At 71.9% G+C, this 22,600-nt stretch carries 18 protein-coding genes; 7 read left to right on the forward strand and 11 right to left on the reverse strand.

All coding sequences use genetic code 11. The features are described 5' to 3' along the window. Positions 1-43 precede the first annotated feature (43 nt). The 3 genes from BT98_RS0112940 to BT98_RS0112950 are packed head-to-tail and all read right to left on the reverse strand — an operon-like array spanning position 44 to position 3,040. The gene (locus BT98_RS0112940) at positions 44-1,576 is read right to left on the reverse strand and encodes a tripartite tricarboxylate transporter permease (RefSeq protein ID WP_019462292.1); all 1,533 of its coding nucleotides are present in this window, start codon (positions 1,574-1,576) and stop codon (positions 44-46) included. Between the two features lie 4 nt (positions 1,577-1,580). Beyond that, positions 1,581-2,060, reverse strand: a complete 480-nt coding sequence (locus BT98_RS0112945; protein WP_019462293.1) for a tripartite tricarboxylate transporter TctB family protein — start codon at positions 2,058-2,060, stop codon at positions 1,581-1,583. After that, positions 2,057-3,040: a Bug family tripartite tricarboxylate transporter substrate binding protein gene (locus BT98_RS0112950; protein WP_226945987.1), complete on the reverse strand. Its 984-nt coding sequence runs from the start codon at positions 3,038-3,040 to the stop codon at positions 2,057-2,059. Before BT98_RS0112950 ends, BT98_RS0112945 begins: the two co-directional genes overlap by 4 nt. 146 nt (positions 3,041-3,186) lie before the next feature. On the opposite strand from BT98_RS0112950, the gene BT98_RS0112955 reads away from it, so the two are divergent. From BT98_RS0112955 to BT98_RS0112985, 7 genes are all read left to right on the forward strand, one after another. Then, positions 3,187-4,473 (forward strand): hypothetical protein, encoded by a 1,287-nt coding sequence (locus BT98_RS0112955; RefSeq protein ID WP_147292452.1) that lies wholly within the window; start codon positions 3,187-3,189, stop codon positions 4,471-4,473. Beyond that, positions 4,470-5,423 (forward strand): hypothetical protein, encoded by a 954-nt coding sequence (locus BT98_RS0112960; RefSeq protein WP_019462296.1) that lies wholly within the window; start codon positions 4,470-4,472, stop codon positions 5,421-5,423. Before BT98_RS0112955 ends, BT98_RS0112960 begins: the two co-directional genes overlap by 4 nt. Positions 5,424-5,673: 250 nt before the next feature. Further along, positions 5,674-6,423: a helix-turn-helix domain-containing protein gene (locus tag BT98_RS26155; RefSeq protein WP_019462297.1), complete on the forward strand. Its 750-nt coding sequence runs from the start codon at positions 5,674-5,676 to the stop codon at positions 6,421-6,423. A 455-nt stretch (positions 6,424-6,878) separates the two neighbouring features. Then, positions 6,879-8,579 carry a glucans biosynthesis glucosyltransferase MdoH gene (gene mdoH, locus BT98_RS0112970; protein WP_019460200.1) on the forward strand — a complete coding sequence of 567 codons (1,701 nt, stop codon included), beginning with the start codon at positions 6,879-6,881 and terminating at the stop codon, positions 8,577-8,579. 149 nt (positions 8,580-8,728) lie between these two features. Then, positions 8,729-9,718, forward strand: a complete 990-nt coding sequence (locus tag BT98_RS28425; RefSeq protein WP_019460199.1) for a LysR family transcriptional regulator — start codon at positions 8,729-8,731, stop codon at positions 9,716-9,718. A gap of 314 nt (positions 9,719-10,032) precedes the next feature. Next, on the forward strand, positions 10,033-11,070 hold the full coding sequence (locus BT98_RS0112980; RefSeq protein ID WP_019460198.1) for a hypothetical protein: 1,038 nt from the start codon (positions 10,033-10,035) through the stop codon (positions 11,068-11,070). A 6-nt stretch (positions 11,071-11,076) separates the two neighbouring features. Continuing rightward, complete coding sequence (locus BT98_RS0112985; RefSeq protein WP_019460197.1) at positions 11,077-12,591, forward strand: MBOAT family O-acyltransferase; 1,515 nt, start codon at positions 11,077-11,079, stop codon at positions 12,589-12,591. 305 nt (positions 12,592-12,896) lie between these two features. On the opposite strand, the gene BT98_RS0112990 is transcribed toward BT98_RS0112985, so the two are convergent. From BT98_RS0112990 to BT98_RS0113025, 8 genes are all read right to left on the reverse strand, one after another. Continuing rightward, a complete protein-coding gene (locus BT98_RS0112990) occupies positions 12,897-13,259 on the reverse strand; it encodes a DUF779 domain-containing protein (RefSeq protein ID WP_019460196.1) in 363 nt (120 codons plus the stop codon). A 50-nt stretch (positions 13,260-13,309) separates the two neighbouring features. Then, positions 13,310-14,341, reverse strand: coding sequence for an alcohol dehydrogenase AdhP (gene adhP, locus BT98_RS0112995; RefSeq protein ID WP_019460195.1), 1,032 nt, complete (start codon positions 14,339-14,341; stop codon positions 13,310-13,312). 89 nt (positions 14,342-14,430) lie between these two features. Beyond that, positions 14,431-15,948, reverse strand: a complete 1,518-nt coding sequence (adh, locus tag BT98_RS0113000) for an aldehyde dehydrogenase (protein ID WP_019460194.1) — start codon at positions 15,946-15,948, stop codon at positions 14,431-14,433. A 133-nt stretch (positions 15,949-16,081) separates the two neighbouring features. Continuing rightward, entirely contained in the window at positions 16,082-17,041 is a 960-nt protein-coding gene (locus BT98_RS0113005) for a GAF domain-containing protein (RefSeq protein ID WP_019460193.1), read from the reverse strand. A 131-nt stretch (positions 17,042-17,172) separates the two neighbouring features. Then, positions 17,173-18,627, reverse strand: a complete 1,455-nt coding sequence (hydA, locus tag BT98_RS0113010) for a dihydropyrimidinase (protein ID WP_019460192.1) — start codon at positions 18,625-18,627, stop codon at positions 17,173-17,175. Positions 18,628-18,879: 252 nt separating this feature from the next. Further along, positions 18,880-19,704: a creatininase family protein gene (locus BT98_RS0113015; RefSeq protein WP_019460191.1), complete on the reverse strand. Its 825-nt coding sequence runs from the start codon at positions 19,702-19,704 to the stop codon at positions 18,880-18,882. Positions 19,705-19,769: 65 nt separating this feature from the next. Next, complete coding sequence (locus tag BT98_RS0113020; RefSeq protein WP_019460190.1) at positions 19,770-20,753, reverse strand: ABC transporter ATP-binding protein; 984 nt, start codon at positions 20,751-20,753, stop codon at positions 19,770-19,772. Continuing rightward, positions 20,750-22,600: a dipeptide/oligopeptide/nickel ABC transporter permease/ATP-binding protein gene (locus BT98_RS0113025; RefSeq protein WP_019460189.1), complete on the reverse strand. Its 1,851-nt coding sequence runs from the start codon at positions 22,598-22,600 to the stop codon at positions 20,750-20,752. Before BT98_RS0113025 ends, BT98_RS0113020 begins: the two co-directional genes overlap by 4 nt.

The raw sequence follows: 22,600 nt of genomic DNA on the forward strand, positions 1-22,600 counted from the left end.
GGCCTGGCGCCGTGACGGGCCGGCAGCCTCCGGCCCGCCCCCGTCAGGCGTCGATGCCGTCGCTGCTGTTGTTGCCCAGCAGCCCACGGCGCCGCGCCCAGGTGCCGTAGAGACGCGGCCCAAGCAGGGCGAAGGCGGCGATGACCAGTAGCGCCAGCGAGATCGGACGGGTGAGGAAGACCGTCCAGTCGCCCTGGCTGATGGTCAGCGCCTGGCGCATCGCCTGTTCCGCCATGGGCCCCAGGATCATGCCGATCACCACGGGCGCGGTGGGGAAGTCGAAGCGGCGCATGAACATGCCGATCGTCCCGATCACATAGAGCAGGATCAGGTCGGTGACGCTGTTGCTGATGCCATAGGTACCGATCGTGGCGAAGACCAGGATGCCCGCATAGAGCTGCGGCGTCGGGATGGTCAGGATGCGCGCCCAGAGTCCGACGAGCGGCAGGTTCAGCACCACCAGCATGACATTGGCGATGTAGAGCGAGGCGATCAGCGTCCAGACCAGCTCGGGCTGCGAGGTGAAGAGCAGCGGCCCGGGCTGGATGCCGTAGGACTGGAAGGCGTTGAGCATGATGGCGGCCGTGGCCGAGGTCGGCAGGCCGAGGGTGAGCATGGGCACGAGGATGCCGGCGGCGGCGGCATTGTTGGCGGCCTCCGGCCCGGCCACGCCCTCGATGGCGCCGGTGGTGCCGAACTCCTTCTCGTATTCCGGCTTCACCATCCGGCGCTCGGCGTAATAGCTCAGCATGGTCGGCATCTCGGTGCCGCCCGCGGGCATGACGCCGAAGGGAAAGCCTAGCGCCGAGCCGCGTATCCAGGGCCAGAAGGAGCGCCGCCAGTCGGTGCGGCTCATCCAGAGGCGGCCGACGGGGCGGACCACCTGCTTTCCTTCCACATGCCGCCAGGCGAGGTAGAGCGTCTCCCCCACCGCGAAGAGGGCCACGGCGACGAGCACCACGTCGATGCCGTCGAGCAGGTCGATCATGCCGAAGGTCATGCGCGGCTGCCCGGTCTGCAGATCGACGCCGACGAGGCCCAGCATCAGGCCGAAGGCGAGCGAGACAAGGCCGCGCAGCGCCGAGCCGCCGAGCACGGCGGAGACGGTGACGAAGCAGAGCACCATCAAGCAGAAATACTCTGCCGGGCCGAGCTTCAGCGCCAGTTCCACCAGGATCGGGCCGAGAAAGGAGATGCCCAGCGTGCCCACCGTGCCGGCGATGAAGGAGCCCACCGCCGCCGTCACCAGCGCCGGGCCGGCGCGGCCGTTGCGGGCCATCTTGGCGCCTTCCAGCGCGGTGATGATGGAGCCGCTCTCGCCCGGCGTGTTCAGCAGGATCGAGGTGGTGGAGCCGCCATACATGGCGCCGTAGAAGACGCCGCAGAACAGGATGAAGGCGCCGGTGGCCGAGACCTTGAAGGTGATCGGCAGCAGCAGCGCGATGGTGAGCGCCGGCCCGATGCCCGGCAGCACGCCGACGGCGGTGCCGAGGAAACAGCCGAGCAGCGCCCAGCCGAGATTGGCCGGCGACAGCGCGTTGCCGAAGCCGAGCGAGAGGCCCGAGAGCGTGTCCATGGGGTCAGAGGATCCCTTCCAGCACGCCCGCACCGATATTGACGCCGAGCAGCCGGCTGAAGGCCAGGTAGGCGAGCAGCGTGACCACGGCGCCGATCAGCAGGTCACGCAGCGGATGGCGCGAGCCGAAGGCGGCGCAGACCAGGACGTAGAGGATGGTGGAGGCGATGACGAAGCCGAGCCAGTCTATCAGCGCGACCTGCACGACCAGCCCCGCCGCCAGCAGGCCCAGCGACCGCCAGTTGACCGGCGGCGGGTCCTGCATGTCCTCCAGCCCATGGCTCCAGCCGCCGCGCAGGGCCGAGGCGCAGAGGCCGGTGCCCAGGGCGAGCAGCAGCGCCGCCACCAGCCAGGGGACCAGCGCGGCGCTGACCTCCGCATAGACGGGGGTGGGCGGGATGACGAGGGCCTGCCAGGCCGTCAGCAGGCCCAGCCCCGCCACCCCGAGCCCGACCAGGAGGTCGGACCGGGCGGTGTGCCTCATGCCGCGAGCCCGAGATCCTTGAGGACGGATTCGGTGGTCTTCGTGTCCTCCGCCAGGAAGGTCTCGAATTCCTTGCCGGCCAGGAAGTCGTCGTCCCAGCCGCGCGTTTCCAGCAGCTGCTTCCAGGCGGGCAGGCCGTGCAGGGCGGTGACGAAGCGGATCAGCGCCTCGTGCCCGTCGGGCTTCAGCCCAGGCGGGCCGAAGACGCCGCGCCAGTTGGTGGCCACCACGTCGAGCCCGCTTTCCTTCAGCGTGGGCACGTTCGGGTCGGTGCGCTTCTCGCCGGAGGTGGCGAGCGCGCGCAGGCGGCCGGCCTTCACCTGCTCGGAGAACTCGGCCCAGCCGGAGATGCCGGCCTTCACCTGCCCGCCCAGGATGGCGGCCATGGCCGGGCCGCCGCCGGCGAAGGCGACGAAGTTCGCGTCCTTGGCCGAGCGGCCCATGGCCTTGATGAGCTGGCCCAGCACGATGTGGTCGGTGCCGCCGGCGCTGCCGCCCGCCACCGGCACGGCGCGCGGGTCGGCCTTCAGCGCCGCGGCGAACTGGCCGACATCCTTGTAGGCGCTGTCGGCAGGCACCACGATGGCGGCGGCCTCGGCCGTCAGCCGGGCGACCGGGGCCACGTCCTTGAGGCTGTAGGGCGATTTGTTGCTGATCGCGGCGCCGACCATGATGCTGCCGCCGACCAGCAGGCTGTCCGGCTTGTTGCGCCGCTGCGAGATGAAACGGGGCAGGCCGACCATGCCGCCGGCGCCCCCGACATTCTCGAACTGGAAGGTTTCCACCAGCCCGCCCTCGCGCGCCACCTGCTCGATGGCGCGGCCCAGGCCGTCCCAGCCGCCGCCGGGATTGGCGGGGACGAACATGTGCAGGCTGCGGAACATCGGCGCCGCCTGGGCGGGGCGGGGCAGGCCGACAAGCAGCGCGGCGCCGGCGGAGGGCGCCAGCAGGGAGGAAAGCAGGAGGCTGCGACGGAGCACGGTGACGTTTCCCATTGTTGTCGTGTTGTGACGTCAGCTTAACAAGCGGGCCGGAAAGGGCAATTCACGGGAAGGGTTCATGCCGCGTGGCTTGCGCCCGGAGGGGTGGTTGTGAATCTTGGGTCTCTGGATTCGGGGGATTGTGGATGCGGGCATGCGTACCGGGGGCGGTGGGCCTTCTGGCCCTCTCCCTGCTGGCCGGCATCGCAGCCTTCCTGCCCGCCGGTCCGGGGGCATGGGCCGCGACGCCGCCGCGCCAGCCACAGGCTCCGGCCCGCGCGGCGGAGCGCGAGGCGGTGGTGCAGAACGCCACCGACATGCCGCTGCGGGAACTGTACCTGCGGCCGGAGGGCGCCGCGGAGCGCGGGGCGGACCGGCTGGGCAACGAGATGCTCGGCCCGGACGCCAGCACGCGGCTGCGCCTCGGCCGGGGGCGGGAATGCGTCTTCGACGTGACGGCGGTCTTCGCCGACGACTCGGAGGAGAAGCGGGCGCGGCAGGACCTGTGCCGCAACCCGCGGCTGGTCTTCGGCGATCCCGCGGTGCCGAAGCGGTCGCTGCTGATCGAGAACCGTTCCGGCCAGGCGCTGCGGGAGCTCTATGCCCTGCCCGCCGGGCGGCAGCGCGACCAGAATGGCACCCAGAGTGGCTCCCAGAGTGGCACCCAGAATTGGGGCGTGGACCGGCTGGGCGAGGAGCCCGTAGGGGATGGGGAAACCTTCCGCCTGACGCTGCGCGTGCCCGACTGCCGCGTGGACCTGCGGGCCGTCTATGAGGATGACGAGGCGGAGGAGAAGCGCGGGGTGGATGCGTGCTCGGTGCGGAACCTGGTCTTCGACGGCAGCGGCGTGCCGCACCCGCCGGAGATCCCGCTGAGCTTCCTGAACCGGCACGACGCGCCGGTGGCGGAACTCTACATCTCCGGCACCGACAAGGACGAATGGGGCCCCGACCGGCTGGAAACGCCGCTGGAGCGCGGCGGCCGGCGGCGGCTGGACATCGCGGTGGACTGCACCGCCGACATGCGCATCGTCTTCCCCAATGGCGCGGCGGAGGAGCGGCGGGAGGTGGATCTCTGCGCCGAGACGCTGATCGTCTTCCGCCCCGGCTGGACCGTGGCCGCGCGGCTGGATGCCGGGCTGGCGGAACCGCCGCCGCCGCGCCCGGGCAGCCTGCGCCTGCGCAACGCCGCGCGGGTGCCGGTGGTGCAGCTCTACGTCGATGCGCCCCGGAAGGAGGATGCGGCCGGAGAACCCGAACGGGGGCCGGACCGCCTGGGCCGCAACGTGCTGGGGGTGGGCGAGACGCTGGACCTGGCGCCGCCGGAGCCCGGCGCCTGCGCCGCGCGCCTGCTGGCCGTGCTGCGGGACGGGACCGAGATCCGCCGCGATGCCATCGATCTGTGCTCCGGCCAGGAACTCGCCCTGCGATGAAGTCCCCTCCCCTGCGATCCGGCACCCTGCGGTCCGGTCCCGTTCCTTCCGGCTGGATGGCGGCCCTGGCTTTGCCCGTGCTGCTGCTGGCCGCCATGCCCGCCGCCGCCCAGGCGCCCCACGCCATCCCCGTGACGCTGCGCGGCAACTGGTTCGCCGGTTCCTGCGAGGCGCCGGAGGCGATGCTGGCGCTGACCGCCCGCTCCGCCGCCCGGATCGGCAAGGAACCCTCGCGGCTCGACCGCTTCACCGCGCTGCGCGACATCCCCGGCTGGCTGCTCGGCACCTCCGAGGGGGTGGAAGCCCCGCGCCTGCTGCTGCGCGCCCGCGATGCCGGGCTGGAAACGGCGGAGCCCGATGCCAAGACGCTGGACGCGAACCTGCCCGGCGATGTCCCGGTGACCGCCTGGCGCCGCTGCGAGCCGCCGCCCCTGGCCTGGATGCTGCGGCATGGCGAAGGGGCCGCCGTGCTGGGGGCGGTGGAACGGATGGAGGCGGGCTGCGTGCCCGGCGCCACCGCCCTGGCCTGCGCGGAGGCGGTGGTCGCGGCGGCGGACGTGTCGGGCGACCGGCTGCTCGGCCCGGCGGAGATCGCCCGCATCGCGCGTGGCCTGGGCTGGATGATCGCCGTGCGGGCGGGCACGGCGGGGGATGACGACCTGATCTCCGTGGGCGGGCCGTTGCTGGGCGGCCTGGCTGCCGCCCGCGTGATGGTGGGCAGCCTGGATTATGACGGGGATGGCAGGCTCTCGGCCCGGGAACTGGCACAGGACCGGAGCGGCCCCGCCTCTCCGCCCGTCGCCGGGACCTCCCCTGGCACCCTGCCCGGTGCCGCGCAGGGTTCCCCGGCCCTGGGGGCCGCCGCGGGCCGGCCGCTGAAGCTGGACGGGCTGGAACAGGGGGCCGGGCTGCTGCGGGATCTGCTGGACGGGCTGCTGGACGGGGGGTAGCCGCCGGATAGGAGGCGCTGTAACCTCCTGACATTCACTCATGAAGGTAAGTTTCGCCGTTCGTCTTCTGTTTCAGCATTCCGTCGCCCTGGCCGTCCGGCCTCGGCCCCTGCCCTTCCGCCGTGCCGCCCGCGCCGGCGGACCGGTTCCGTCGCCCTGGCTTCCGCGCCCCGGCCCCCCGTTCGATCGCGCCACCCCGTCCCGGGCCTGCCCGGCCTCCGGGGCCCGGCGCGCTGAGGTCTGAACCGCCATGTCGATGCTGAACACCGCCGCCGCGGTGCTGCGCTGCTTCTCGCCGGCCCATCCGGAACTGACCACCTCCGAGGTGGCGGACCTGCTGCACCTACCGAAGAGCAATGCCTCCCGCGTGCTGCGCGCGATGCGGGAGGCCGGCTTCATCGATGCCGTGCCCGGTTCCCGCCGCTACCGCCCAGGGCTGCTGCATCTCGAACTGGGGCAGGTCCTGCGGAACGGCTCCATCCAGTGGCGGGAGGCGCAGGCGGTGCTGCTGCGCCTGTCGCGGCTCGGGCGGATGAGCGGCGAGGTCAGCCTGCTGGACGGGGCGGAGGTGGTGCGGCTGCTGCGGATGAAGGACGGCCTGCCGGTGCCCCCGGCGCCCGGACGCGCCGCTGCCTGGGATGACGCGGCCGGGCTGGCGCTGCTGGCACGGCTGCCCGGGGCCGCCCTGCCAGCCCTGCTGGCCCAGGTGCCGCCGCAACCCGGGGCGGAGGCGGTGGCCCGGACCCTGGAGGCGGCACGGCGGGAAAGCTTCGTGCGCCTGCCGAGGCCGGAGGAGCGGATGGAAAGCCTGGCCTTCGCCGTGCTCGACCCGGCGCGGGAGGAAGCTATCGCCATCAGCCTGCTGGTGCCCGACCTGTCCTATCCCGAGGGCCAGAGGCTGCTGCCGGCCATCCTGACCGAGATGCGGAGCCTCGCGGCCCTGATCGGCGACCGGGACCTGCTGCGCGGCCTCGCCCCGGCCCAGCCCCGCGCCGCCTGAAACGGCGATCTTCGCCGGTTGCTCGTCATGGGTGCGGGCGTTGCGCCTTCCCGGGTGAAAGGCGCTGCCTTTCCCCCGGACCCCCTATCCGCCAGGACCCTAAGGGTCCTGGACCTCCCGTTCGTTGGCGCCCGCTGATGCCGGATCGCGCCGGAGAGCATCGCTCTCCGGCGAACTGCCGATGTCACCAGCGCGGACACGATCTCTTCTCCTTTTCGGGAGACCCGCGTCGCCACCTGCTCCCAGGGATCGAGCCGCAGGCTGACGGCCACCACGCAGAGCCAACGCAAGCCCGGGGACCGGCTTCGGTCCCCGGCGGAGAGGGGGTCCGGCGGGAGAGGCAGAGCCTCTCCCCCGGGGACTGGACGCAACGCACCGCCTGAATAACGCGCCCGGCCGGGATGACCTCCGCGATGCCGGCTGGCCAGGGAGAAACGGCTGCGCCAGGAGGGGGCGTGCCGACCGAAACGCTGCGACCCTCCCCCCGATTCCGGCGCCTCTGCTTCGGGCTGTTCTGCGCCCTGACCGGGCTGCTGCTGGCCTGGCTGGCCTGGCGGACGATGGCGCCAGGCGGCTGGACGGGGTGGGAGATCCTGGGCTTCGCCGCCTTCCTCGGGCTGCTCCCCTGGGCGGCGCTCAGCGCGGTGAACGGGGCGATCGGGGGCGCCTTGCTGCTGGGGTCGCGCGATCCGGCGGCGGCGGTGATGCCGCAGCTCCGTGTGGCGCCGGTCCATACGCCCCTGGCACCGCCCGGACTCAGGACAGGCATCCTCTGCTGCGTGCGGGACGAGCCGGTGGAGGCTGTGCTGCCGCCAGTGGAACGGCTGCTGGCCGGGCTGGAGGCCACCGGGGCGGGCGGGAGCTTCACCTTCTGGCTGCTCTCCGACACGCGCGACGATGCGCTGGCGGCGCGGGAGGCGGCGGGCGTGGCGGCTCTGGCGCTGCGCTTTCCCGGGCGGGCGCATTACCGGCGGCGGCGGGAGAATACCGGCTTCAAGGCCGGGAACGTGATGGAGTTCCTGGACCGCCATGCCGGGGGGCTGGACCTGTTTCTTTGCCTGGACGCGGATTCCGGGATGACCGCCCCGGCGGTGCTGCGGCTGGTCGGCTGCATGGAGGCCGATCCGCGGCTGGCCATCGTGCAGCCGCTGATCGTCGGTCGTCCGGCGGAATCGGCCTTTCCCCGGCTGTTCCAGTTCGGGATGCGGGCGGGGATGCGGGCATGGGCCACGGGGCAGGCCTGGTGGCAGGGGGATGAGGGCCCCTACTGGGGGCACAATGCCGTGCTGCGGATCGCGCCCTTCCGCGCCCATGCCCGGCTGGCGCCCTTGCCCGACGGACGGCCCGTCCTGTCGCACGATCAGGTGGAGGCGGTGCAGCTCCAGGCCGCCGGGTGGAAGGTGCGGTGCCTGCCGGTGGAGGAAGGCAGCCTGGAAGGCAATCCGCCGACCCTGCCGGATTTCCTGGCGCGCGACAGCCGCTGGGGCGAGGGGAACATGCAGTACTGGCGCCTGCTCCTCCGCCCCGGCTTGCGGGCCATGGGGCGGTGGCAGCTGCTGCAGGCGATCCTGCTCTTCGCCGGGGCGCCTCTCTGGGTGCTGCTGGCCGTGGCGGCGGTGGGCAATGTGGCGGCCGGCGGCGGCGAGGCCACGCCCCGGGCGGCGCTGGCCCTGCTGCTGGGGGCGACCTGGCTCTGCACCTATGCGCCGAAGCTGATGGGCTATGCCGAGCTGCTGCTCCGGCCGGGCCGGGCGGCGCCCTATGGGGGGCGGGGCGCCGTGCTGCGGGGGGCGGGGGCGGAGATCCTGTTCACCACCCTGCTCGACCCGGTCAGCCTGCTGAACAAGGCGCTGGTGCTGATCGCCCTGCCCTTCGGGCGCCAGGGCGGCTGGGGGGTACAGCGGCGCGAGGCGCGGGGGCTGCGATTGCGGGAAGCGCTGCGGCGGCTCTGGCCGCATACGCTGCTGGGCGTCCTGCTGCTGCTGGCGCTGGGCCTGCATTCCCTGGGCGCCCTGCTCTGGGGGCTGCCCTTCCTGCTGGGCCTCGCCCTCGCCGTGCCCTTCGGGCTGCTGACCGCCGGCCCGCGCTTTTCCGCCCTGCTGCGCCGGCACGGGATCGCGGCGACGCCGGAGGAGCGGGCTGGCGGCCTGGGGTGACGGGCAACGGCTTCTCCCTGCCGCTCCGCGGCCGGCGGCCCGGGGCGGAGCAACGCCGGGGGTGTGAGGCAGGAGGGGCGGCCGGGGGGCCTGTCCGGCGGCGGGGGCCCTTCCCCTGGCGGCGCCGAGCGCCCAACCTCGTCACGGCCATGACAGCGGATCCCTGCAACCTCGACCTCAACCTGCTGCGCGTCTTCGACGCGGTGGCACGGGAGCGGCACGTCACCCGGGCGGCGGCGCGGCTGAACCTGTCGCAGCCGGCCGTGTCCAATGCCCTGGCACGGCTGCGGACGATGCTGGGCGACGAGCTGTTCCTGCGCGCGCCGGGCGGAGTGGAGCCGACGGCGCTGGCCATGTCGCTCGCCGGGCCGGTGGCGGAGACGCTGGAGAAGCTGCGCGAGACCCTGGCGGCGCAGGCGCCTTTCGAGCCGGCGGTGTCCGAGCGGGTCTTTCCCGTGGCGATGAGCGAATATGCCGAGGCGATCCTGGCGCCCCCGCTGCTGGAGCGGATGACGCGCGAGGCGCCGGGCTGCCTGCTGGCGATCCGCCATGGCGACCGCACCAATGCCGAGGCGCTGCTGGAAGCCGGCGCGGTGCACCTGGCCATCGGCGTGCTGCCGGAACCGCCCAGCCTCTACACGCGGCTGCGGCTGCTGCCGGAGGAGTTCTGCGTGCTGCTGCGGCCCGACCATCCGCTCTGCGAGGGGGAGCTGACGGTGGAGCGCTTCACCGCCTTCCCGCACCTGCTGCACTCGCCCAACGGATCGCGCGACGGGGCGCTGGACGAGCCGCTGCGCAAGGCGGGGCATCCCCGGCGCCTGGGGGCGGTGGTGGCCCATCTGGCGGCGGTGCCAGAGATCCTGAAGCGCACCGGGATGGTGATGACGCTGTCCGCCCGCCTCGCGCACCGCATGGCGGAGGCGCATGGGCTGGTGCTGCGGCCGGTGCCGGTGGAGATCCAGCACACGCGGCTGTCGATGATCTTCCATCGGCGCTTCGAGGCGGATGGCGGCCATGCCTGGCTGCGCCGGCTGCTGCTGGCGGTGGCGCGGGAGGTAGGCGCGGCGAAGGGCGGCGAGACGGCCGGCCCGGAGGAGCGAGAGGCGCACACCTTCCAGGCTTCTATCACAAACATGTGATAGGCTGGGAAGGGACTGGGCGAGACGGTTTCATACGGTCAGAGTATTCTCAATTCCGAACCGTTTTCTGGAATTGAAGACGAATCGATGATGAATCCGCCCTAGACCGCTGACGCCTCCCCGCGCGACCGACAGGTTGCCGCCCATGCCGATTCGCCGCTCCGGAAGGGGACGGGCGTGGCTGGAGGCGGGGCCGTGGGCAGACATCGCGGGGGCCGTCATCGCTCTGGGCTTGGGAACAAGCACCATCCCGTCATCGCTCCCGTCTGCCTCGGCTTTTCCGCCCTGGCACGGCGCTCGACTGGAGGCCTTCCATGGCCGACACCAGCTACGCCCCGTCATCCCCTTCCCTTGGCCGTCCCGTCCGCGGGGGCGCGCACCCGCCCTGGCCGGAACGTGATGCCGGCCGCCCGGCGCGCCGCTTCCTGCTGGCCTTCCTGGGCCTCTTCCTGGGCGGGATCGGCGCGCTGGCCGGGTTGCACATGGCGCTGGCCCACCAGGCGCTGCTGCCGCCCCCGCCGCTGGCGGCCACCGACTGCATCGACGGCAAGCTCGCCCTGCTGCGGGACGCACCGCTGGAGGACCGCACGCTGATCGCGGTCGGCTCCTCCGTCACCTGGCGCAACCTCGACATGGGACTGCTGGAGCGGCGGCTGCCGGGGGTGCGGGCCTACAACGCCGCGCCCTGCTTCCTGCATGTGGACCAGACGGCCTTCCTCACCGGACTGCTGCTGGAACGCGCGCCGCAGCTGCGCACCGTACTCTCCGTGATGGCGCCGCGCGACTTCGAGAGCTGCGGCCCGCAGGACGCCGCCTTCGTGGACGAGGATCTCGCCCGCGCCTATCTCGCCGGCCAGGTGCCGGGTTGGCTGCCCTATGTCACCGGCTTCCGCCCGCTCTACCTGGCGCGGGAGGCGCTCGCCCGCTGGCGCGGCACCTCGCTCTCCCCCAAGGATGCGATAGCCGACCCGCTGGGCTCCAGCATCCTGGTGCGCCCCGCTTCCTACCAGCCGGCGCCGGTGCTCGATCCCGACTGTTTCGCCGCGCTGCGCGGCTTCGATGCGATGCTGGCGGACAGGGGCGTGACGCTGGTGGTGGCGACGCTGCCGGCCAAGCCGGAATGGAGCCGGCTCCACGATCCGCAGGGCCGGCTGGTGCGGAGCTGGACGCAGGCGGTGACGGCGGCGCTGGGCGGCGATGCCCGGCGCGTGATCGACGGACGCGCCCTGCCCTGGCCCGATGCGCGCTTCGCCGATGCGGCGCACCTGCTCTACCCGAACCACCGCGACTTCACGGCGCATCTGGCGCGCAGCCTGGCGGAACGCCGCCTCGCCGGCGGATCGGCGGAGTAGCCGGCCATGCTGTTCAACTCGCATGTCTTCATCCTGGGCTTCCTGCCGGCCACGGCGGCGGGCTTCTTCCTTTGCGCGCGCCTCGCCGGGATGCAGGGCGCGCGGCTGTGGATGCTGCTGGCCTCGCTGGTCTTCTATGGCTGGTGGAGCGTGGAGTTCCTGGGTCTGCTGCTGCTCTCGATCCTGGCCAACCACGCGCTCGGCCGGATCATCCTGCGGCTGCGGCACCGCCGGCCCGGGCTGGCGCGGTGGCTCGTGGCGCTGGGCGTCGGCGGCAACCTGCTGCTGCTCGGCTGGTACAAGTATGCGGGCTTCCTGGCGCGGAACCTGGACGCTCTGACGGGGCTGAACCTCGCTCTGGATGCGGTGGTGCTGCCACTCGCCATCTCCTTCTACACCTTCGTGCAGATCGCCTATCTGGTGGATTGCGGCCGCGGCCGCAGCGAAGCCTATGGCCTGCTCGACTACGCGCTCTTCGTCACCTTCTTCCCGCATCTCATCGCAGGGCCGATCGTGCATCACCACGAGCTGATCCCGCAGTTCCGCGCGCCCCGGACCTTCCGCTTCCGCAGCGAGGACGCGGCGGCGGGACTCGCGCTCTTCGTCACCGGGCTGGTGAAAAAGATGCTGCTGGCCGATCCGGTGAGCGCGCTGGCGACGCCGGTCTTCGCCGGGGCGGCGCAGCCGGGCATGGCCGAGGCCTGGATGGCGGTGCTGGCCTTCTCGCTCGGCCTGTATTTCGACTTCTCGGCCTATTCCGACATGGCCATCGGGCTGGCACGGATCTTCGGCATCCGCTTCCCGCACAACTTCAACTCGCCCTACAAGGCGCTCTCCATCAGCGATTTCTGGCGGCGCTGGCACATGACGCTGTCGCGCTTCCTGCGCGACTACGTCTACATCCCCCTCGGCGGCAACCGGCAGGGACCGGCGCGGCGGCACCTCAACCTCGTGCTGACCATGCTGCTCGGCGGGCTGTGGCACGGTGCCGGCTGGACCTTCCTGGTGTGGGGCGCGCTGCATGGCGGCTACCTCGTCGTCAACCACCTCTGGAACGGCACGGGGCGGCGCCTGTCCCCGCTGGCGGCACGGGCGCTGACGCTGCTGGCGGTGATGTTCGCCTGGGTCTTCTTCGCCGCGCCCGGGCTGGCCGAGGCGGGCTCGGTCCTGTCCGGCATGGCGGGGGCGCGGGGGCTGGCGCAGCCGGAAACGCTGGCGGCGCTGGAGATGCTGCGGCATGGTGGGATCGCCGCGCTGCGCGACCACCTGGGCGGGCTCGGCGCGCTGATCTCGCTTTCCTGGGGGTTGGCGGTGCTGGCGCTCGGCAGCGTGCTGGTGCTGGCGGCACCGAACTCGCAGGAGATCGTGGACGGCACCCCGGATGGGCGCGAGGCGCGCCTCCCGGCCCGCCTGCCGCGCTTCCGTCCGGGTCCGGTCAGCGGCGGGCTGGCGGCGATGGCCCTGCTGCTCGCCATGATGCTGATGGCGAATGTGCGGGAGTTCGTCTACTTCCAGTTCTGATCCGTGGTGTTCCGGCGTGGCGCTTCGTGGCCAGCCCCGGGGGAGAGGCGCTGCCTCTCCACCCGGACCCCCTCTCCGCCAGGACGCTGCGCGCCCTGGACCCGGGGAGTTGGTTCCGGATGGTTGCCGTCAGCCTTGCAGCGGCCGTCGCCGGAGAGCCATGCTCTCCGGCGTGATCCGGCGCCAGCAACAGCCAGCGAATGGAAGGTCCAGGAAACTCGGTTTCCTGGCGGATAGGGGGTTATCGGGGGAAAGGTGGCACCTTTCCCCCGGGCCGGACGCGCAACGCCCGGGAACAGCCACGCTCAGCCCCGGCGCGGCGGGATGGTGCAGGAGGAGCGGACGAGGAAGCGCTTCTCCCGCCCGTTGTCGAGCGAGAACATGCCGCCGCGGCCGGGCACCACGTCGATCAGCAGGTCGGTATGCTTCCAGGCCTCGTACTGCGCCGCGCCGATGTAGAAGGGTGCGCCGCCGATCTCGCCCAGCAGCACGTCGCGCTCGCTGACGATGAAGTCGCCCTGCGGGTAGCACATGGGCGAGGAACCGTCGCAGCAGCCGCCGGACTGGTGGAACAGCACCGGGCCGTGATCCGCCTGGATCTCGGCCAGGAGCTCCAGCGCGGCGGGCGTGGCGCGCACGCGGTCCGGCCTGGGGTCTGCCTGGGTCATGGGCACGGTCCTCCGGGGTTGTGGGGAGGGGGCGGCCCCCTCCCCGCCCATCATGCCGCGAGATCGAGCACGACGCGCCCCTCGATCTGGCCCTTGTGCATCCGGTCGAAGATCTCGTTGACCTTCTCCAGCGGCTCGGTGCTGACGGTGGCCTTGACCAGCCCATCGCCGGCGAAGTCGAGGGATTCCTGCAGGTCGAGCCGCGTGCCGACGATGGAGCCGCGCACGGTGATGCCGTTCAGCACCATGTCGAAGATCGGCAGCGGGAAGTCGCCCGGCGGCAGGCCGTTCAGCGACACCGTGCCGCCGCGCCCGACCACGCCCAGCGCCTGCTCGAAGGCCTTGGGCGAGACGGCGGTGACCAGCACGCCCCGGGCGCCGCCGCCGGTGTGCTTCTTCACCGCCGCGGCCGGGTCCTCGTGCCGCGCGTTCACGGTGAGGCTGGCGCCGAGGCGGCGAGCCAGGTCGAGCTTCGCGTCGTCGATGTCCACCGCCGCGACATGCATGCCCATGGCCTTGGCGTACTGGACCGCCATGTGGCCGAGGCCGCCGATGCCGGAGATCACCACCCAGTCGCCCGGCCGGGCCTCCGTCATCTTGAGGCCCTTGTAGACCGTGACGCCGGCGCAGAGCACGGGCGCGATCTCGGTGAACTCGATGTTGCGCGGCAGGTGGCCGACATAGTTCGGGTCGGCCACGACATATTCGGCGAAGCCGCCATTGACCGAGTAGCCGGTATTGAGCTGCGCCTCGCACAGCGTCTCCCAGCCGCCCAGGCAGTGCCGGCAATGGCCGCATGAGGTGTAGAGCCAGGGCACGCCGACCCGGTCGCCTTCCTTGACGTTCTTCACGCCCGCGCCGACGGCGGAGACATAGCCCACGCCTTCGTGCCCCGGAATGAAGGGCGGGTTGGGCTTCACCGGCCAGTCGCCCTCCGCCGCGTGCAGGTCGGTGTGGCAGACGCCGGAGGCGCGTATGGCGACCTGGATCTGCCCCGGCCCTGCCTCGGGGATGGGCACCTCGTCGATGGTGAGAGGCTTGCCGAACTCGCGGATGACCGCCGCCTTCATGGTCCTGGCCATGGACGTTCTCCCAATCTCGGGGGTTGTTCAGGGTTCTGCGGTTCCCGGGCGGCGCGGGGTGGACATCCCGCACCGCCCCTCACAGCCCTTCAGAAGAAGCCGAGCTTCTTCGGGCTGTAGCTGACCAGCATGTTCTTGGTCTGCTGGTAGTGGTCGAGCATCATGCGATGGTTCTCGCGCCCGATACCCGATTGCTTGTACCCGCCGAAGGCCGCATGGGCCGGGTAGGCGTGGTAGCAGTTGGTCCAGACGCGCCCGGCCTGGATGGCACGGCCGAAGCGGTAGGCGCGGTTCACGTCCCGCGTCCAGACGCCGGCGCCCAGGCCATAGAGCGTGTCGTTGGCGATGGAGAGCGCCTCGTCGTCGTCCTTGAAGGTGGTGACGGAAACGACGGGGCCGAAGATCTCCTCCTGGAAGACGCGCATGCGGTTATGGCCATGGAAGACGGTGGGCTTCATGTAGAAGCCTTCCGCGAGGTCGCCGGACAGGACGTTGCGCTCGCCGCCGATCAGCACCTCGGCGCCTTCCTGCTTTCCGATGTCGATGTAGCTCAGGATCTTCTCCAGCTGCTCGCTGGAGGCCTGGGCGCCGATCATGGTGGAGGGGTCGAGCGGATCGCCCTGCCTGATGTCCCCGACGCGCTTCAGCGCCTTCTCCATGAAGCGGTCGTAGAGGCTCTCATGGATCAGCGCGCGGGACGGGCAGGTGCAGACCTCGCCCTGGTTCAGCGCGAACATCACGAATCCCTCGATCGCCTTGTCGAGGAAGTCGTCGTCCTCGGCGCCGACATCCTTGAAGAAGATGTTGGGCGACTTGCCGCCGAGCTCCAGCGTGACGGGGATCAGGTTCTGGCTGGCATACTGCATGATCAGCCGGCCTGTCGTCGTCTCGCCGGTGAAGGCGATCTTGGCGATGCGCGGGCTGAGCGCCAGCGGCTTGCCGGCCTCCAGCCCGAAGCCATTGACGATGTTCAGCACGCCGGGCGGCAGGATGTCGGCGATCAGGTCGGCAAGCACGAGGATCGAGGCCGGCGTCTGCTCGGCGGGCTTCAGCACCACGCAGTTGCCGGCGGCGAGCGCGGGGGCGAGCTTCCAGCAGGCCATCAGGATCGGGAAGTTCCACGGGATGATCTGGCCGACGACGCCCAGCGGCTCGTGGAAGTGATAGGCGACGGTGTCGTGGTCGATCTCGCTCAACGCACCTTCCTGCGCGCGGATGCAGCCGGCGAAGTAGCGGAAATGGTCGATGGCGAGCGGCAGGTCGGCGGCGGTGGTCTCGCGGATCGGCTTGCCGTTGTCGAGTGTCTCGGCGCGGGCGAGGAGGTCGAGATTGTCCTCCATGCGCTGCGCGATGGCGTTCAGCAGACGGGCGCGCTCGGCGGCGCTGGTGCGGCCCCAGGCATCCTTTGCCGCATGGGCGGCATCCAGCGCGCGGTCGATGTCGGTGGCGTCGGAGCGCGCGACCTCGCAGAGGACGCGGCCGTTGACGGGGGAGGTGTTGGCGAAGGTCTGGCCGCTGGCGGGTTCCACCCACTGGCCGCCAATGAAGTTGCCGTAGCGCCGCTTGAACGGGGAATCCGTCACGCGCAGGGCGTCGAGCTTGGTCATGCTTCCCTCCGTTGCGATCCGTCATGCATTGCGGATCGCATCGAGGATAAGCTGGGACTTCCGCCCCGGTCCTGTCACCTGCCTGGAATGCGCGGAATCCCGGGCCTGTCGCAGTTCTGCGACAGGCGCCCGCTCAGTTCGCGCCGCGCAGGCCGAGGCGGCGGAGTTTGCGGTGCAGCGTCGCGCGGCTGATGCCCAGCGCCTCGGCGGCAGCGGAAACATTGCCGCCGGCGCGCGCCAGGGCGTGCTGCAACGCGCTGCGCTCGGCCTGCAGCAGGTCCGTGGCCGGGCCGCCGGAGCCCAGCAGGTCGGCCGCCGGCAGAGGCTGGCGCAGCTTCTCGGGGGTGATGTTCAGCGCCAGGCGCGCGGCGCGCGTGGCGCCGATCACCAGGTCGTCCGCATCGATGGCCAGCAGCGCGCCAGGCGCACGGTCGTCGGCCAGCACGATGCGCGCACGCGGGAAGGCGCGGCGGAAGTTGCGTTCCTCGATGCGGCGCGCCGCCTCTCCGGTGGCGGTCGCGATCAGGCCGGTGAAGCCCTCGGTGAGGTCGGCGCGGCAGGAGGAGACGTCGAGCGCGGCGGCGAGGCGGCCTTCCTCGTCGAAGATCGGCACGGTGCTGCAACTCAGCCCGGCATTGCGGGTGTGGAAATGCTGGTCGCGGTGGATGGTGAGCGCACGTTGCTCGGCGATGCAGGTGCCGATGCCGTTGGTGCCCTCCTGCGCCTCGCTCCAGACCGTGCCGGTCCAGAGGCCCCAGTCGCGGAACTGCGCGTCGTCCGCCGGGGCACCGCGGCGTTCCACGGGCACGCCGTTGCGGTCGGTCAGCAGTACGCAGCAGCCGATCCCGCCCACCGCCTGGAACAGCCGGTCCATGCTTGGCTGGGCGAGCTGGATCAGCGGCTCCATGCGCGCCCGCGCCTCGCGCAGCTCGGCTTCCGTCATTCGCCAGGGGCCGCGGTGGTTTTCCGGGTCCAGCCCGTACTGGGTCATCGAGCGGCGCCAGGAGGCCGCCACCACGGAGCGCGCCGCCGCACCGTCCTGCAGGACGGCACGGACCTGATCGGCATGCGCGCGTGCCGGAGAACCGGACATGCTTCCCTCCCTCGGGCAAGTGGGCCTTGCTCTGGAACCAGAGCCCTACCACGGCCGCGCCCGGGGAAGGGAAGAACAAATTTCCGGGAGGCTCCCGGAAGGGCGAGGCCCACCCCGGCCGGGGCCGGCCGTCAGGGCAGCGGCGGGGCGGCCTCGAAGCCGTCCGGCAGGTGCCCCAGGGGGCGGGCGACCGCGCCGGTGTCGCGGGGCAGCCAGCGGCCGGAACCGGGCCGGGCCAGCATCGCCCCTTCCCGCATCGCCACCTCGCCCCGGGCGATGGTGATGACCGGCCAGCCCTTCACCGCCAGCCCCTCATAGGGGGTGTAGTCGATGGCGTGCCGCATCAGGGCGTTGGTGATGGTCACCTCCTTCGCCGGGTCCCAGAGCACGAGGTCGGCATCCAGGCCGGGGGCGATGGCGCCCTTGCGGTGGGCGAGGCCGGCGATGCGCGCGGGCTCGGTGGCGGTGAGGGAGACGAAGCGGGCGAGGTCGATGCGCCCCTTCGAGACGCCCTCGGAGAAGAGGACCGGCACACGGGCGGCGAGGCCCGGGATGCCGTTGGGAATGGCATCGAAGGAGGCGTCGCGCCCGTTCCTCGCCTTGCCCCGGTCCCCCCCGAAGGAGAAGCCGCAATGGTCGGAAGAAACCACCGAGAGGGTGCCCCGGCGCAGCATCTCCCAGGTGCCCTCGTGGTCGGCGGCTTGGCGCGGGGCCGGGCTGCAGATGAACTTCGCGCCCTCGAAGCCCGGCCGGTCCATGTCCTCCGCGGTCAGGACCAGGTATTGCGGGCAGGTCTCACCCCAGACCTTGAGGCCTCGTGCCTGGGCGCGGGCGATCTCCTCCGCCACCTCGGCGCAGGAAACATGGAAGACCTGGATCGGCTGGTCCACCAGCTCCGCCAGCGCGATGGCACGGTGCGTGGCCTCGCGCTCCACCACCGGGGGCCGCGCCCAGGCATGGTACTTCGGCGCGGTCATCCCCGCCGCCAGAAGCGCCTGCTGCCGCCAGCGGATGGCGTCGTGGTTCTCGCAATGCACATGCACCATCAGCCCGTGCCGGCGCGCGGCGAGCAGGACCTGCAGGAACTCCGCATCCGTCAGGTGCAGCGGGTCATAGGTGAGGAAGGCCTTCAGGCTGCCCACCCCGTCCGCCACCACCTGCGGCAGCTCGGCCTCCATCACCGCCGGCGTCGGGTCGGTGATCACCTGGTGGAAGCCATGGTCGATCATGCCGCGCGCCGCCCGTTCCCGGTTCGCGCGGTGCTGCGCCAGGATGCCGCCGCCCTTGAACTGCGGCGTGAAGCAGACCAGCGTCGTGGTGCCGCCCGCGAAGGCCGAGTGGCTGGCGGTGGTGAAACTCTCCTCGTGGATGCTGCCGTCGGATTGCGGCTCCTCGATATGGCAGTGCGTGTCCACCCCGCCCGGCAGCACCAGCAGCCCGTCCGCCTCGACGACCGCCGCCCCCTCCGTGGACAGGTCCTCCCCGACCGCCGCGATCCGCCCGGCCCGCACGCCCACGTCGCAGCGCCGCGCCTCTCCCCCGGCCGCGACCATGCCGCCCCGGACCACCAGCTCGTATCCCGTCATCGTTCCTCTGCCTTGGATTGGGCCTGGGAACCGGGAGGCTCTGCCTCCCGGACCCTCCGCTCAGGGGCATAGTATGCCCCCGAGACCCCGCCATGAGCGCTCCGCGAGGAGGGGCTCCGACCACCGTTGCGCCAACTGGCGACCGACCGGCCATCACCCCTCCTCGCGGAGCGCTCACAGGGTTCCAAGGGACCAATGTCCCTTGGCGGGTGGGTTCCAGGGAGGGCAGAGCCCTCCCTGGCCCCGGCCCGATCAGGCCGGAACGCGGGAGGCGAAGTGGACGGCGAAGCGGGCGACGATGTCGGTCAGCTTCTCGGACAGGGCGGCGCCGGTCTCGGCGGAGGAGAGGTTCGGATCACCCTTGGCGACGCCGTCGTGATAGACCTCGTCGTAGGCGTTGGGCATGCCGATCTCGGCGCCGTCGAAGCTGGCGGTGCCCAGGCCGGTGAAAGGCAGGCCCAGGACGCTGTCGCTCTTCAGCGGCGCGGCGGCGGGGACCATGTCCTGACGGATCAGCTCCGGGAAAAGGTGCAGGCCGATGCTGGTCAGCGGGTCGGCGCCATGGCCGGAGACCGCCCTGGCCTTCTCCGCGCCGATGAGGCCGGGAAGCAGCCCGTAGCCGATGCGCCAGAGGTAGAGGCTCGGCAGGATGGTCCTGTCCTTCTCGTAGAGGCGGCGCGCCACCTCGGCGATCGGGCCGACATTGCCGCCATGGCCGTTGATCACGACGATCCGCGTCAGCCCGTTGCGGTGTAGGCTCTCCACCATGTCGGTGATCACGCTGGTCAGCGTCGCCTGGGTGATGGCGATGCCGCCGATCATCGGCGCGAACCAGTCGGCACCGCCAAAGGGCAGGACCGGGGCGACATAGGTGGGCGTGCCGAGCTCGGTGGCGCGGAGTGCGGCGAGTTCCGCGATCTTCTCGGCCAGGAGGTAGTCGCCCATCGGGGCATGCGGCCCCTGGTCCTCGTGGCTGCCCATGGGCAGCAGGATGACCGGATTCTTCGCATAGGCCTCTCGCCCCTCGCCGCCGGTCAGCGTGCCCATATGCACCTTGGGCGTCGTCTTGGTGGCCACTCTCACGCACTCCTGGACAGTTCTGACTAGGGATGGACGGCGCCCCGGCGCGCGCCGGGGCGCCGTCAGGCGAGCGCCTCGGCCCGGATGCAGGCCACCGCCTGTCCTGGTGAGCCAAAGGGCCGCAGCGCCGGCACGTCGCCCGCGCAGGCCGCGACCGCATGGGCGCAGCGGGTGCGGAAGACGCAGCCGGAAGGGGGGCTGGAGGGGCTGGGCGGGTCGCCAGCCAGCAGGATGCGCTTGACCCGGTGCTTCGGGTCGAGGCGCGGCGTGGCCGAGAGCAGGGCGCGTGTATAGGGGTGCGCCGGGCGGCTGAAGACGGCCCCGGCCGGCCCCTCCTCCATGACGCGGCCGAGATACATCACCATCACCCGGTCGCAGAGATGCCGCACCACGGGCAGGTCGTGGCTGATGAAGAGCATCGCCAGGCCGAGGTCGCGCCGCAGGTCGGAGAGAAGCTGCACCACCTGCGCCTGGATGGAGACGTCCAGCGCGCTCACCGGCTCGTCGGCCACCAGGAAATCGGGCTTCGTGGCCAGGGCGCGGGCGATGCCGATGCGCTGGCGCTGGCCGCCGGAGAACTCGTGTGGGAAGCGCTGCGCATGGGCGGGGTCGAGGCCGACGCGGGCCAGCAGCTCGCCCACGCGCTGCGCCTGCTCCGCGCCGGAGGCGAGGCCGTGGATGTCCATCCCGTCCGCGATCTGCGGGCCGATGCGGCGGCGCGGATCGAGGCTGGAAAAGGGGTCCTGGAAGACGATCTGCATGCGCCGGCGCAGGCGCCGCCATTCTGCGCGGGAGATGCCCTCCATCTCCTTGCCGTCGAAGCGCAGGCTGCCGGAGGTGGCGGGCAGCAGGCCCAGCATCATGCGGCCGAGCGTGCTCTTGCCGGAGCCGCTCTCCCCCACCACGCCCAGCGCCTCGCCGCGCGCGATCCGAGCATGGATCTGGCGCACCGCCTGCACCGGCCTGCCGCGGCGGAAGACGCCCTTGGCGGGAAAGGTCTTGGAAAGGGAGTCGGCCTCGACCAGCGGAAGGGACGCTTGGCTCATGCCGCCTGTTCCTCCAGGGCGCCGAGTTCGGCCCAGCGGATGCAGCGCGTGCCGCGGCCGGGGCGGGCCTCCTCCAGCGGGGGCGGCCCGGCCTCGCAGGCGGCGACGGCATGCGGGCAGCGGGGGGCGAAGCGGCAGCCGACCGGAAAGGCATGCGGCGGTGGCACCACGCCGGGGATGCCGGCGGGCTGGTGCTCGCCCTCCGGCACCGCCGCCAGCAGGGCGCGGGTATAGGGGTGCAGCGGCGCGCGGAAGACCGCCTCGACGCTGCCGCGCTCCACCACCTGCCCGGCATACATGACGGCCACGCTGTCGGCGATCTCGGCCACCACACCCAGGCTGTGGGTGATGAAGACCATGCCCATGCCCGTCTCCCGCTGGAGATCGGCCAGCAGGTCGAGGATCTGCGCCTGCACCGTGACGTCCAGCGCGGTGGTGGGCTCGTCCGCGATCAGCAGGCGCGGACGGTTGGCCAGCGCCATGGCGATCATCACGCGCTGGCGCATGCCGCCCGACATCTCGTGCGGAAAGACGCGCATGCGCCGTTCCGGATCGGCGATGCCGACGCGGCGGAACAGCTCCAGCGCGCGCTTCTGTGCCTCGGCGCCCCCCAGCCCCGGCTGGTGCGCCAGGATCGCCTCGGCCACCTGGTCGCCCACGCGGTGGACGGGGTTCAGGCTGCTCATCGGGTCCTGGAAGATCATCGCCATCGGGCCGCCCCGCAGCTTGCGGAGCTCCTCCTCCTTCAGGCGCAGCAGGTCGCGCTCGCCGAACCAGGCGGCACCCTGGGCGATGCGGGCGACGGGCGGCAACAGGCCCATCACCGCCGTGACGGTGACCGACTTGCCGGAACCGCTCTCGCCCACCACCGCCAGGGTCTCTCCCGGCTTCACCGAGAAGGAGACGCCCTCCACCGGGCGGATCGTGCCGCGCGGGGTGGCGATCTCCACGGTCAGGTCCTGCACCTCCAGCACCGCGCCCGTCGCCTCCTCGCGGCGCGGCAGCAGGCCCGGCAGCACGCGGTCCACCGCCCGCAGGCGCATCCGCCCGGCGCCGGTGCGCGGGTCCACCGCGTCGCGCAGCCCGTCGCAGAGCAGGTTCATCGCCAGGATGGTCAGCGTCAGCGCCAGGCAGGGCCAGAGCAGCAGCAGCGGCGCCTGTTCCATCGTGGCCCGCGCGCCGCGGATCATCAGGCCCCAGGACGGCGCCGGCGGCACCACGCCCAGGCCCAGGAAGGAGAGGCCGCTTTCCAGCACCACGGCGGCGGCCACGGCGAGCGAGAACTGCACCAGGATCGGCCCGGCGACATTGGGCAGCACGGTGCGCAGCAGGATGCGGCCGGTGGGAGCGCCGAGGGCGCGGACGGCCTCCACATAGTCGTGCTCGCGCGCCGAAAGGACCTCGGCATAGGTCACGCGGGCGAAGCCGGGGAGGTAGAGGACGGACAGGACCAGGATCAGCGTCCCTGCCCCCGGCCCCATCAGCGTGACGACGAGCAGCGCCAGCAGCACGGGCGGGAAGCAGAGGATGATGTCCATGCTGCGCACCGCCAGCATCTCGCCCAGCCCGCGGAACCAGCCGCCGACCAGGCCGAGCAGCGTGCCCAGGATGCCGGCGGTGATGGCGGAGGCGAAGGCAACCGAGAGGCTGGTGCGCGCCCCCCAGATCAGACGGGACAACACGTCGCGGCCGAATTCGTCGCGCCCCAGCGGGCTGCCGGCCAGGGGGCCGGAAAGGCGGTGGGCGATGTCCTGCCGCACCGGATCGGGCAGGCCGAGCAGCGGCGCGGCGAAGGCCAGCAGGATGATGACCGCGACGGCCGCGCCGGGAAGCCAGAGCTTCTTCAT

The sequence above is a fragment of the Roseomonas mucosa ATCC BAA-692 genome (genome assembly GCF_000622225.1).
Lineage (GTDB): Bacteria > Pseudomonadota > Alphaproteobacteria > Acetobacterales > Acetobacteraceae > Roseomonas > Roseomonas mucosa.